10 protein-coding genes are annotated in these 11,837 nt (G+C 73.0%); 6 read left to right on the plus strand and 4 right to left on the minus strand.

Going from position 1 to position 11,837, the window contains the following annotated elements; genetic code table 11:
• Positions 1–1,233 (plus strand): MFS transporter (locus ACGFI1_RS36420; RefSeq protein WP_392791953.1); only part of this gene is annotated, 1,233 nt, incomplete at its 5' end.
• Between the two features lie 63 nt (positions 1,234–1,296).
• On the opposite strand, the gene ACGFI1_RS36425 is transcribed toward ACGFI1_RS36420, so the two are convergent.
• The gene (locus tag ACGFI1_RS36425) at positions 1,297–2,712 is read right to left on the minus strand and encodes a dihydrolipoyl dehydrogenase family protein (RefSeq protein WP_392791955.1); all 1,416 of its coding nucleotides are present in this window, start codon (positions 2,710–2,712) and stop codon (positions 1,297–1,299) included.
• Between the two features lie 160 nt (positions 2,713–2,872).
• Between ACGFI1_RS36425 and ACGFI1_RS36430 the strand changes: the two genes are divergently transcribed.
• Entirely contained in the window at positions 2,873–3,328 is a 456-nt protein-coding gene (locus tag ACGFI1_RS36430) for a hypothetical protein (protein WP_392791957.1), read from the plus strand.
• Positions 3,329–3,428: 100 nt separating this feature from the next.
• Here ACGFI1_RS36430 and ACGFI1_RS36435 read toward each other — a convergent pair whose 3' ends face one another.
• Positions 3,429–4,022 (minus strand): hypothetical protein, encoded by a 594-nt coding sequence (locus ACGFI1_RS36435; RefSeq protein WP_392791960.1) that lies wholly within the window; start codon positions 4,020–4,022, stop codon positions 3,429–3,431.
• Between the two features lie 123 nt (positions 4,023–4,145).
• Positions 4,146–4,742 carry a TetR/AcrR family transcriptional regulator gene (locus tag ACGFI1_RS36440; protein WP_392791962.1) on the minus strand — a complete coding sequence of 199 codons (597 nt, stop codon included), beginning with the start codon at positions 4,740–4,742 and terminating at the stop codon, positions 4,146–4,148.
• 36 nt (positions 4,743–4,778) lie between these two features.
• Here ACGFI1_RS36440 and ACGFI1_RS36445 point away from each other — a divergent pair, with 36 nt between their 5' ends.
• Positions 4,779–5,312 carry a GNAT family N-acetyltransferase gene (locus tag ACGFI1_RS36445; RefSeq protein WP_392791964.1) on the plus strand — a complete coding sequence of 178 codons (534 nt, stop codon included), beginning with the start codon at positions 4,779–4,781 and terminating at the stop codon, positions 5,310–5,312.
• Positions 5,313–5,329: 17 nt separating this feature from the next.
• On the opposite strand, the gene ACGFI1_RS36450 is transcribed toward ACGFI1_RS36445, so the two are convergent.
• The gene (locus ACGFI1_RS36450) at positions 5,330–6,499 is read right to left on the minus strand and encodes an MFS transporter (RefSeq protein WP_392791966.1); all 1,170 of its coding nucleotides are present in this window, start codon (positions 6,497–6,499) and stop codon (positions 5,330–5,332) included.
• A gap of 45 nt (positions 6,500–6,544) precedes the next feature.
• Here ACGFI1_RS36450 and ACGFI1_RS36455 point away from each other — a divergent pair, with 45 nt between their 5' ends.
• The 3 genes from ACGFI1_RS36455 to ACGFI1_RS36465 all read left to right on the plus strand — a co-directional run bounded on the left by ACGFI1_RS36455 (position 6,545) and on the right by ACGFI1_RS36465 (position 11,737).
• Complete coding sequence (locus ACGFI1_RS36455; protein WP_392791969.1) at positions 6,545–7,678, plus strand: LacI family DNA-binding transcriptional regulator; 1,134 nt, start codon at positions 6,545–6,547, stop codon at positions 7,676–7,678.
• Positions 7,679–7,803: 125 nt separating this feature from the next.
• The gene (locus ACGFI1_RS36460; protein WP_392791971.1) at positions 7,804–9,819 is read left to right on the plus strand and encodes a SpoIIE family protein phosphatase; all 2,016 of its coding nucleotides are present in this window, start codon (positions 7,804–7,806) and stop codon (positions 9,817–9,819) included.
• A gap of 115 nt (positions 9,820–9,934) precedes the next feature.
• Positions 9,935–11,737, plus strand: coding sequence for a thiamine pyrophosphate-dependent enzyme (locus ACGFI1_RS36465; protein ID WP_392791973.1), 1,803 nt, complete (start codon positions 9,935–9,937; stop codon positions 11,735–11,737).
• Positions 11,738–11,837 lie beyond the last annotated feature (100 nt).

Here is an 11,837-nt window from a genome sequence, read left to right on the forward strand (position 1 = left end):
GTCACCGAGATCACCAGCTGGGGCGTGCTCTACTACGCCTTCCCCGTCCTCGCGCAGGACATCACCCGCGACACCGGCTGGTCCACCGCCGCCATCACCGCCGCGTTCTCCGCCTCGCTCATCGTCGCCGCATTGGCAGGCGTCCCGGTCGGCCGCGCGCTGGACCGGCACGGCCCCCGCGTCCTGATGACCGGCGGCTCGGCGCTCGCCGTGCTCGCCGTCCTTGCCGTGGCCGCCGCGCCCGCCCTCTGGACGTTCGCCGGAGCCTGGCTGCTGGCCGGCGTCGCGATGTCCGCCGTGCTGTACCAGCCCGCCTTCGCCGCGCTCACCCGCTACTACGCCCCGCACCACCTCGCCGCCCTGACCACCCTCACGCTGGTCGCGGGCCTGGCCAGCACCGTCTTCGCGCCGCTCACCGACACGCTGTCGGCCCACCTGACCTGGCGCGGCGTCTACGTCGTGCTGGCGGCGGTACTGGCGGTCGTGACCGTCCCGCTGCACCTGCTGGCCCTGCGCCGCCCTTGGCCCCCGCCATCCCAGGCCGCGCCAGGCAAGCCCAGCCGCCCGCACGACCGGTCCCGGTCCGGGGTGTCGGCCACCGTGCGCAGCAGGCCGTTCCTCCTGCTGGCCACCGCGCTCACCCTGTCGGCGTTCGCGATGTACGCGGTGATGATCAACCTCATCCCGCTGCTCACCTCGCGCGGCGCCAGCGGCAGCACCGCCGCCTGGGCACTCGGCCTCGGCGGCATCGGCCAGGTCACCGGACGCCTCGGCTACGGCGCGCTGGTCCGCCGCACCAGCGTCCGCGCACGGACCGTCTGGATCCTCGCGCTGTCGGCCGCCACCACCGCGGCCCTCGCCGCCATCCCCGGACCCGTGACGCTGCTCATCGCCGTCGCCTTCCTCGCCGGGACGACCCGCGGCATCGCCACCCTGCTCCAGGCGACCGCCGTCTCCGACCGCTGGGGCACCGCGTCCTACGGCGCCCTGTCGGGCATCCTCGCCGCTCCCATCACCACCGCCACGGCCGTGGCGCCCTTCGCCGGAGCCGCCATCGCCGCCGGACTCGGCGGTTACCCCCGCATGTTCCTGGTGCTGACCGTCGTCGCCGTCCTGGCCGCAGTACTCGCCGCCGGTACCGCACCGGCCCGCAGCACACGCCGCACATCGCCCGCGACGTCGACCGCGCGCACTCCCGCCCCGCGCCTGGAACCGCGCAAGAGCGAGGAGTGACGTGGTGGACGTCGCCGTCATCGGAGAAGGCCAGCGGCCTGACGGCGCCCGTGGTCTCAGTCTTTAGCCGCGATAGGTCTCCAGTAGGCGGAGCCAGACCTCGCTGATCGTGGGGTAGGCGGGAACGGCGTGCCACAGGCGGGAAAGGGGGACCTCGCCGGCGACGGCGATGGTGGCCGAGTGGAGGAGCTCGGCCACGCCCGCGCCGACGAAGGTGACGCCGAGGAGGATCTCGCGGTCCAGGTCGACGACCGCGCGGGCGCGGCCCTGGTAGCCGTCGGCGTACAGGGAGGCGCCGGCCACCCTGCCGAGGTCGTAGTCGACCGCCCGGACCCGGTGCCCCGCGCGGGTCGCCTGCTCCAGGGTGAGCCCGACGGCCGTCGCCTCCGGATCGGTGAAGACGACCTGCGGCACCGCCCGCTCGTCCGCGGTCGCCACGCTGCGTCCCCACTCGGCCGTGTCGAGCGTCCGCCCGGCGGCGCGGTCGGCGATCACCGCACCGAAGATCCGCCCCTGGTACTTGCCCTGGTGGGTGAGCAGCGCCCGGCCGTTGACGTCCCCGGCCGCGTACAGCCACTCGCCGGGGACCCCGGCCGCCAGTCCGGTGTCGTCGACCTCGATGGGACGGCCCGCGTCCAGCCCGACCGTCTCCAGCCCGAGGTCGGCCGTGGCGGGCGTCCGTCCGGTGGCGAACAGGACCTCGTCCGCGGTGACCGTCTCGCCGTCGTCCAGCGTGAGGGTCACCGGCCCGTCGCGGCGGACGCCGGTGACGGACGCGCCGAAGCGCACATCGACGCCGGCCGCGCGCAGGCCCTGGGCCACCAGTTCCCCCGCGAACGGCTCCATCCGCGGCAGCAGCCGGGATCCGCGCACCAGCTGCACCACCTCGCTGCCGAGCGCCCGCCAGGCCGTGGCCATCTCGCACGCCACCACGCCGCCGCCGACGACGTCGAGCCGCGCCGGCACCCGCGCCGCCGAGGTCGCCTCCCGGCTGGTCCAGGGACGGACGTCGGCCAGCCCCGCCAGGTCGGGCAGCGCCGCGCGGGTGCCCGTGCACACCGCGACGGCGTGCCGGGCCGTCAGCACCCGCCGCCCGCCGTCCGGGGTCTCCACGGCGACGCGCTTGACCCCGTCCAGCCGCCCGCGGCCGCGCACCAGCACGAGCCCGGCCCCCTTCAGCCAGTCGACCTGGCCGTCGTCCTTCCAGTGCGAGGTGAACTCGTCCCGGCGTTCGAGGACGGCCGCCGCGTCCAGCGTCCCGCCGGCCGCCTCGCGGGCGCCGGGCAGCCGCCGCGCGTCCGCCAGCGCGGCGGCCGGACGCAGCAGCGCCTTGCTGGGCATGCACGCCCAGTACGAGCACTCCCCGCCGACCAGCTCGCTCTCCACGACCGCCACGCTCAGCCCGCCGGCGTGCGCCCGGTCCGCGAGGTTCTCCCCGGTCGGCCCGGCCCCCACCACCACGACATCGAACTCGTCCATGACCCTGCCTCACGATCTGAGCCGTCTTGATACACGTGCATCGTCCTGGATTCCCCGGCTCCCGGCAGCCCGGCCACGCCGCGACCGGACGACCCGGAATGGCCCTACCACCGCGCTCAGCGGTGGGCTACGGTGGCCGCAAGATCATTTACGTGAGGGGATGATGGTGAAGCTGCGTTCCACAGTGGGTGCCGCGCTCGTCGGCGGCGTCGTCGCCACCGGAGTCCTGTCCGCGGTGTCCGCCGCTCCCGCCGCCGCCGCGAGCGCCTGCGGCTCCGGCTACAACCTGCTGCACTCGTACAACATCACGCCGAACTCCAACGGGAGCGGCACCGCCTACGGCTACCTCGACGTCTACTACAGCCCGACGACGCGGAAGAACTGCGCGATCGCGCGGTCGGGAGGGTTCACCTACGGCAAGCTCCAGGGCGCCTGGGTGCAGATCGGCAAGTGGAGCGGTGGTGCGACGGACGACGACGGCTGGGGCAGCACCTACAAGTACTACGCGGGACCGGTGTACGTGTACGCCCCGAACGAGTGCATCTGGGCGTGGGGCTCGGTGAGGTACAACAACACGTACTACGAACGCAGCACGGGCGCGATCGCCTGCAACTGACCGGCTTCTGAGCGGAGGGCCGGTAGCGGGGCGACGGAAGACGTACGCGCGGGTGCCTGCCGCAGGCGCGCCAGGCACCCGGCATGCCTCCGGAGATTGGTCATTCGGTCAGGGACCGGAGGTAGGCCATGAGGGCCTTGCCGCGCGGGGAGAGCCGGTAGCCGGTCTCCAGGCTTTCGGTGAGACCGAGGGCTTTGAGGCGACGCACATCGGCCTTGAATGGCAGCTTGTCGCGGCCCAGGTGTTCGGCCAGGTCGAGGGCGCGCATGCCGGGGTGTTCCTCGATGAGACGGAGGACCTCGCGGGTCCAGGGGGCGCGGCGGCTGCGGGCGTCGATGGCGTCCAGGGCGGTGGCGAGGTCGGCCAGTTCCCGGTCGGTCAGGTCGGCGTTCGCGGCCAGCTCCGATCGGGGATCGGGGCCGCCCAGGTGGAGCATGACGCGGTGGTAGCCGCCCTCCTTGCGGCTCTTGGACAGGGCGGTGAGCAGCGCCGCGCGGTCTGCGAAACCCGAACGGAGGGCGTCCTCCTCGGTGATCTCCTCGGGCGTCACGGGCGTGACCGAGTCGATGACGACGACCCCCGCCCAGGTGCGCTGGGTGCTCCCCGCGCGGACCCGGGGCTCGGCCCACACCCGGAACACCCGGTCGATCCGCCCGCCCGCGATCCCCTCAAGGACTTCCCGCCTGAACAGCATCGTTCCCTCCCGGGTGGTACGCCTCTCCTCCCGCAATCCTCTTCGGAAGCACCTCGAAAGGCCAACGAACGTGGCCGCCTCCCAGGGTGCCGGTCTGCGCGCGTGATCGGCCGGCTGACTCCATCAGCTGCGCAGGGCGGCCAGACCTGCGATGACGATCGTTTCTGGGTCGACGTCGTGCTGCTGGTGCAGTCTCGCGTACGTCGGGGCGACCGCGGGGTCGACCGGTGCGGTGCGCTCGCTGCTCACCGTGTGCGCCGTGGTGGCGCTGCCGATGACGAAGTTCGACAGGGCGTAAGAGGCGCCCAAGGGGTCCTGCGCACCGGCATCGGCCAGCAGCTGGCACATCCTCTCCGACAGGCGCAGGTAGTGCGGCCCTCGCGGAGCGCGCATCGCGATCACCTGGCACGCCCACCGATGACGCACCAGATGCCGGTAGCAGCCGAGCATGAGGGCGTCCAGATCCGCCCCGGCGATGAGGCCCTGGACCTCCGCATCCGCTCCTAGCGCCGCGTCGAGCGCGAGATCGAACAGGTCGTCGACCGAGGCCACTCGCGAGTACAGGCTCGCCGGCGCCACCCCCAGCCGGTTCGCCGCCGCGCGCAGCGTCAGCGCCCGCAGCCCGCCCTCGTCCAGCAACGCCGCCGCGACCCGCGCCACGGAGCCCACATCGACGGCGCGTTCGCGCCGGACGGGCTTGCGGTGCTCCCAATAGCTCACCGTCCCACCTTAACCGATCTATGTTAGTTTTATGGCATGCTTGACGCCGCTCTCCTTCCGCTGCAGAACGACCGCGTACGGCTGCGTCCCCTGCGCGGCGATGACGCCGCCGCCTTCGCCGAGGGCACCGGCGACCCGGCGGTGCGGCAGTACGGTCACCTCCCCGAAGCCGAGTACACCCCCGAGTCGGTCCAAGCGATGATCAGGCGGGACGCCCGCCCGGGCCTGGAGCGCGGCGACCTCGCGGTCCTCGCGATCGCCGACACGACGACCGACGAGTTCGCGGGCAGCCTCGTGGTCTTCGACGTGCGCGACCGGCAGGCCGAGGTCGGCTTCTGGGTGCACCCGCAGCACCGAGGGTCCGGAGTCACGACCGCTGCACTCGACCTGTCCGTGTCCTTCGCTCACGACAGCGGTCTGCGTGAGCTCACCGCACGCACCTCGCCCGAGAACATCGCCTCGCAGCGCGTCCTCGCCTCAGCCGGCTTCACTCTCCAAGGCCGCGGCAAGGGCACGGCGCCCTCCGGCGAACACGTCGAACTGCTGCACTACGTGCGCGCACTCTCCTGACACTCGCTGTGTGCGGCTCACTCTGAGGTCGTGAGCCGGCCGCCGTCCGGACGCGGCGTCCTGTACTTCTCGGCATCGTTGCGGCGGCTCTTAGTGTCTGGTGCGCTCAGGCGGAGTAGCGCCGGGGTGAGGGCGAACAGGATGCCCGCGAGGGCCGCGACCGCGACCATGGCACCGCGGAGCCCCGCGGCCTCGGCCCACAGCCCGACGTAGACCGGGCCGACCAAGAACCCGAGGTAGGACACGGCCGTGACGACCGATGTCGCGCGGCCCCGGTAGGACTCGTCGACGTTCGCCGAGACGACGCCGAGGAGGGTGGGGAACAGTACTGCGGTCCCGGCGGCGGCCGACGCGAGACCCAGCGCGGCGATGAGCAGCGTGGGCGCGGCGGCGATGAGGAGCGCACCGGACGCGGCGGCGAACGCGCCGCAAAGGAGAACGGTCCGAGCGTGAACGGTCTTGAGACCGCCCATGGAGAACCGTGTGACCGCGACCGTGCCGGCGAACACGGCAGGTGCGACGGCGCTCAGGCCTCCGCCTGAGCGAAGCTCTTCTTGGGCGAAGACCGCGCTCCAACTCTGGTGCGCGTTCTCGCTGGCGAACGCGAGCGCGCCCAGGACTCCGATCAGCAGCAATGGGACGGCCCTGTGCCGCCCAAGCGGTGCAGGAGCCGCGGCGGGGACGCGGTCGTGTCCCTGAGCGGCGGCACCGGCAGGCGGCGTCCTGCGCACGGCGGCACCGGCCAGCAGGCAGAGGGCGGCCACGGCCGCGAACGGCACCGCGAGCGGTAGGGACGCCGCCGACGCCAGCCCGGTGGCGAGACTGGCGACGACCACCAGCCCGGAGAAGACGCCGTGGGCGCGGGTGAGGACGGGTCGGCCGGTGATCCTTTCGGTTCGTCCGGCGACCGCGTTCATGGCCACGTCGGCGGCTCCGCTGGCGGCGCCGACCAGGGCCAGCCCGGCGCACAGGCTCGCGGAGTCCACCGCCGTCAGCGACAGCCCGGCTCCGGCGATGCCGAGCGCGGCGATGGCCGCGGCCGCGACCGGCGGTCCCCACCGGTCCAGTGCCCGGCCGGCCAGCAGCATCGCGGGAAGGGCGCCCGCGCCCACGAACAGCAGCGCGAACCCGAGCCTGCCGTCCCGATGCCGGCCTGCTGCTGGACCCGCGGCACGGAGGCGCCCCACACTCCCCAGAACGCGCCGAACGCGGCGAAGAGCACGTACGCCGAGATGATCAAGTGGCGCGAACCGGGAGCCTTCGGCATGTGTGTAGCGATACACAAGCAGGCTAGGCTGAAGCCCGTGGAATCGTCCGTGGGTTCGAAGCGGGTGACCCTCGCCCAGGTCGCCGAGCTGGCCGGCGTGTCGGTCATGACCGCCTCGTACACCTACAACCGGCCGGAGCGCGTGTCGGACCAGGCCCGGGCGAAGGTGCACGCCGCGGCGGCCCGGCTCGGGTACGCGGGGCCCGACCCGAGCGCCCGGTCGCTGCGCCGGGGGAGGACCCAGACGCTCGGTGTCGTGATGGGCGAGCATCTGAGTTACGCGTTCGACGATCCGGAGGCGGTCTCCTTCCTGGCCGGGATCGCCGATGTCTGCGCCGACCGCGGCTACGGCATGACCATCCTGCCGATCACCGGCGCCGACGACGACGTCCCGCGGGTCACCGCCGCCGCCGTCGACGGGTTCATCGTCTGGACCACATCCGACGACGATCCGGTCTTGGCGGCCGTCCGGGCGATGAAGCGTCCCGCGGTCGTCCACGGCGGGCCGAAGGTGGGCGGGATGGGGCTGGTGGGCATCGACAACCGCGCTGCGGCACGCGCGGTGGGCGCGATCGCGTTCGCGGGCGCCGAGCGTCCGGCGATCGTGAGCTTTCCGCTCTCCCGAGACCGGACCAGCACGGTCACCAGTGGCGCGGACATCACCGACGTCCTGTTCCCGGTGACGCGGGAGCGGCTGGAGGGCTATCGGCGAGCGGCCGAGGACGCCGGCATCGCCTGGCGCGACGTGACCATCGCGGTATGCGCACGCAATGACGCGGCCGAGGCCGAGCGGATCGCGGCGGCCCTCCTCGCCGCCCCCGAGCCGCCCGATGCGATCGCCGCCATGAGCGACCAGCAGGCGGCCGGGGTCGTCCACGCGGCCCGGGCCGCCCGCCGCGTCATTCCCGACGACGTCGCGGTGACCGGATGGGATGACGCGGCGGTGGCGGCCCGACTCGGATTGACGACGGTCGCGCAATCGCTGCGCGACCAGGGCGCGGCATGCGCACGTGCTGCACTCGGAGAGAACCCCGATTCCCGGACCGCATCCTGGTCCATCGTCCGCAGAGACAGCACGCGCCGTTCGAGGACAAGGTGACCGACGGCTGTGCATCGTTGTGCCGTGAGCCGGTGGGGAAGGGAAGGAGCGTCGGCGGGGGAGCTGTGAGGACCGGATGACCGGGGACGGGGGACTGGCGCATGGGTGGCGGGGGCGGACACGGCATGGGGTGGCTTGCGCTGGAGGCCTTCGATCCGGCGCCGGTCGCGGTCGCGTTGACGATCGGGCCTGATCACCGGCTGGTGTACACCAACCTCGCCTACCGGGCGTTCGTCGGCGACCGTCCGCTCGGCGAACCGATCGGGGAGGCGTTCGGCGCCGCGGCCAAGCAGGACTACGGCGAGCTGTTCGATCGCGTGCTGGCCACCGGTGAACCGGTCAGCCTGGTCGCGGCGCCGGTGAAGCCGGCCGGTGCGGGCGCCGAGGACCGGGAGCGGTACTTCTCCTTCAGCCTCTCGCGGTTCACCCACGAGCGGCCCGGGGTGCTGGTGGTCGCGGTCGACGTCACCGAGCAGGTCGCCGCGGTCGAACGGGCGGACCGGGCGACCGAGGAGCAGAAGCGGTCCCGGCGCCGGCTGGAGAGCCTGGTGTGGATCAACGCGCAGGTGGTGTGGGTGACCGACGCTGACGGCCACGTGACCGAATCGAGCGGCGGCTGGGAGCGGATCACCGGGCAGAGCCGGGAGGAGTTCCTCGGCGACGGCTGGATGCGGGTGCTGCACCCCGACGACCGCGAGCCCACGTCGCGGTCATGGGACGAGACGCGCCGGCTGGCCCGCCCGTGGCACTACGTCTACCGCGTCCGCACTCAGGAGGGCGAGTACCGGCACTTCGAGGTGCGGGCCGCGCCGGTGATCGAGGACGGCGCCGTGATCGAATGGATCGGCACCTGCTTCGACGTGGAGCGGGAGTGGCGGAGGCGGCAGCGCCGGGAGCTGCTCGACCGCGCCGCCGCGGCCGCGGCCGAGCGGACCGCGCTGAGCGATGTGTTCGCCGCCCTCGTCGGGGTGATGGTCCCCGCGCTCGCCGACGGGTGCGGCGTCCACCTGCTCCCCGACCTCGGCGCGCGTCCCGCGGGTGCTCCGATCACCGTGCGCCGCGTCGCCACCGCCGCGAGCGGCGGGCTGCCGAGGCAGCCGCCCACCGGTGAGGAGCGGTTCGCCCCCGACAGCGGGTTCGCCCGCGCGCTGGAGCGGCGCCGACCGCTGCAGCGCACCTTCCCGGCGGGCCGGCCGCCGGCGGACCTGCTGCCCAAGAGCACCACCGCCTGGCTCACCGACGCCGGCGCCACCAGCGTCGTGCTGATGCCGGTCGTCGTGGACGGGGGCGTGGCGGCGATGGTCACCGCCGCGAGGCTCGGCGACCGCGACCCGATGAGCCCGGAGGACGTCGACCTGATGCGGCAGATCTTCGAGCACACCCACGACGTGCTGAGCGGCGCCGTCCGGTTCCACCGGACCCAGCAGGTCGCGCTGGCCCTGCAGCACGGCCTGCTCGCCGAGCCGCCGGAACTCGACGACCTGCGCATCGTCGCCCGGTACCTGGCCAGCCCCGCGGCGGCCGAAGTGGGAGGCGACTGGTACGACTCGTTCGTCCTGCCCGACGGCGCGACCGTGGTCGCCATCGGCGACGTGGCGGGCCACGACCTGGCCGCCGCCGTCGACATGAGCCGGCTCCGCAACATGCTGCGCGTGCTGACCGCCGATCGCCTCGCCCCGCCCGGCGAGATCCTGCGCCGCCTGAACAGCGCCATGGAGACGGTGGCGCCCGACGCGACGGCCACCTGCGTCCTGGCCCGCGTCGAAGAACCCGAACCCGGCCGATGGCAGCTCAACTACGCCGTGGCCGGGCATCCGCCGCCGCTGCTGCTCACCTCGGACGGCGAGGGCCGCTTCCTCGAAGAAGCGGCCAACCCGCTGCTGGGCCTGCCCTTCGAGACCTTCCACAGCTCGACGGAACCGCTCCCGCCCGGCTCCACCCTGCTGCTGTACACCGACGGCCTCGTGGAACATCCCAGCGAGCATCTGGACAGGGGCCTGTCGCGGCTTCGCCGCCGCGCCTGCACGCTCGCCCACCGGCCCCTGGAGCACCTGTGCGACGCCCTCCTGGACGTCCTGCCGATCAACGGGGCCGACGACATCGCCATGATCGCCGTCCGGACCCCCGCCACCGGCGCGTAGGCGCCCCGGCCGCCGAGCCGCCGCGACCACCACCCGCGCTGACGAGGAACCCCCGCATCGTTCCGGAGCGGCCGGGTACCTGCCGGGTGTCTGCGCTGGAAGGACGGTCACCGATATGCCCGATTCATCGTCGAAGACCACCTCGGACCTGGTCGTGGAACGACTCCTGGACTGGGGTGTGGACACCTGCTTCGGCATCTGCGGCGACCAGATCAACGGCTTCTTCGAAGCGTTGCGGACGCATCCGGGGATGCGGCTGGTCCACGTGCGGCACGAGGAGAACGCGGCGCTGGCCTGCGTCGGCTACGCCAAGTTCACCGGACGCCCGGCCGCGTGCGCGGCCACCGCCGGTCCCGGCGCGGTCCACCTGCTCAACGGGCTGTACGACGCGCGGATCGACGGTGCGCCGGTCATCGCGATCACCGGTCTGTCCTACCACGACACGATCGGCTCCCACTTCCTGCAGGACCTGCCGTCGGACCGGGTGCTGGAGGGGGCGTGCCCGTACTCCGAACGGATCATGGGCCCGGCCCACGCGGTCACCGCGACCGATCTGGCGGTGCGGTCGGCGCTGATGAACCGCACGCCCTCCCATCTGGCGATCCCGATCGACGTCCAGTCCTGGACGCTGGAGCAGGACACGGTCTCCGACAAGAACGTCCCCGGGCACGCGTCCCTGGCCGCTCAGCCGTTCACGGTGGTGCCGCCGCTGGAGCAGATCCGCCGGGCCGCCGGGGTGCTCAACGCCTGCCGGAAGGTGGCGATCTGCGCCGGCGCCGGAGCGCGCGGCGCCGGAGAGACGCTGGAGCGGGTCGCCGAGGCGCTGGGCGCACCGATCGTCAAGGCCGGTCTCGGCAAGGACTGCGTGCCCGACGACAGCCCCTACACCACCGGCGGCATGGGGCTGATCGGCACCCGCGCCTCCCAGGAGGCGTTCGAGGACTGCGACGGGTTCCTGATCGTCGGCTCGTCCACCCCCTACTACGACTTCTGGCCCGAGCCCGGGCAGGCGCGCGGCGTGCAGATCGACCTGAACGCCGACCGCATCGGCATGCGCTACCCCGTCGGGGTCGGCCTCGTCGGCCACGCCGAAGGGGTGCTGGAGGCGCTGCTGCCGCACCTGGAGCACAAGGCCGACCGGTCCTTCCTGGAGCGGGCGCAGCGCACCTACCGCGACTGGTGGCGGCTGATCGGCGAGCAGGCCGCCGAGTCCGGCACGCCGATGCGCCCGCAGGTGGTCACCTGGGAACTGTCCAAGGCCCTGCCCGAGGACGCGATCGTCACCGGCGACGCCGGCACCGTCACCGCCTGGGGCGGGCGGCTGATGCTGCGCCGGGGGATGAACTACTCCTTCTCCGGCACCCTGTGCACCATGGGGGCCGCGCTGCCCTACGCGATCGGCGCGCAGATCGCCCATCCCGACCGGCCGGTCATCGCCTTCACCGGCGACGGCTCGCTGTCCATGGGCCTCGGCGAACTGGCCACCCTCGCCCAGTACGACCTGCCCATTAAGGTCGTGGTGCTGCGCAATAACTCGCTGGCCCTGGAGGTGTGGGAGCAGACGGCGCTGCTGGGCAACCCCCAGAACGGCTGCGAACTCCACCCCATCGACTTCGCCTCGGTCGCCCGGGCGTGCGGGCTGAACGCCTTCCGCATCGTGGAGCCCGGCGACGCCGCGGACGTGTTCCGGCAGGCCATGGCGGAGCCGGGGCCGTGCCTGGTCGAAGCGGTCACCGACCCCTACGAGGCGCCGTTCGGCGAAAGCCTCAAACCCGCCCACGCCGCACACCTCGCCGAGGCGTTCGGCAAGGGCGAGAAGGCGGCGGGGCCCATGGCCCGCAACCTCATGCAGGAGCCTCGCGTCGCGATGTCACCGGCGCTTCAGCAGCACCGCGGCATCCTCAACCGCTACCGCTGACTCCGCGCGGCGCATCGAACCGGTGACCGTCGTCCCTGGACGCCGGGACTTTCGGCCGCAGAACACCCGGTGTGCTCCGCCCTAGCTTCGGAGGTGAACG

It is taken from the genome of Actinomadura geliboluensis, assembly GCF_043197915.1.
In the GTDB taxonomy this organism is placed as follows: Bacteria; Actinomycetota; Actinomycetes; order Streptosporangiales; family Streptosporangiaceae; genus Spirillospora; species Spirillospora geliboluensis.

What these genes read in the sequence shown, in the direction of transcription:
- ACGFI1_RS36425 (WP_392791955.1), bottom strand. Translation starts at nt 2,712, where the DNA reads ATGGACGAGTTCGATGTCGTGGTGGTGGGGGCCGGGCCGACCGGGGAG.
- ACGFI1_RS36430 (WP_392791957.1), top strand. Translation starts at nt 2,873, where the DNA reads ATGATGGTGAAGCTGCGTTCCACAGTGGGTGCCGCGCTCGTCGGCGGC.
- ACGFI1_RS36435 (WP_392791960.1), bottom strand. Translation starts at nt 4,022, where the DNA reads ATGCTGTTCAGGCGGGAAGTCCTTGAGGGGATCGCGGGCGGGCGGATC.
- ACGFI1_RS36445 (WP_392791964.1), top strand. Translation starts at nt 4,779, where the DNA reads ATGCTTGACGCCGCTCTCCTTCCGCTGCAGAACGACCGCGTACGGCTG.
- ACGFI1_RS36455 (WP_392791969.1), top strand. Translation starts at nt 6,545, where the DNA reads ATGATCAAGTGGCGCGAACCGGGAGCCTTCGGCATGTGTGTAGCGATA.
- ACGFI1_RS36460 (WP_392791971.1), top strand. Translation starts at nt 7,804, where the DNA reads ATGGGGTGGCTTGCGCTGGAGGCCTTCGATCCGGCGCCGGTCGCGGTC.
- ACGFI1_RS36465 (WP_392791973.1), top strand. Translation starts at nt 9,935, where the DNA reads ATGCCCGATTCATCGTCGAAGACCACCTCGGACCTGGTCGTGGAACGA.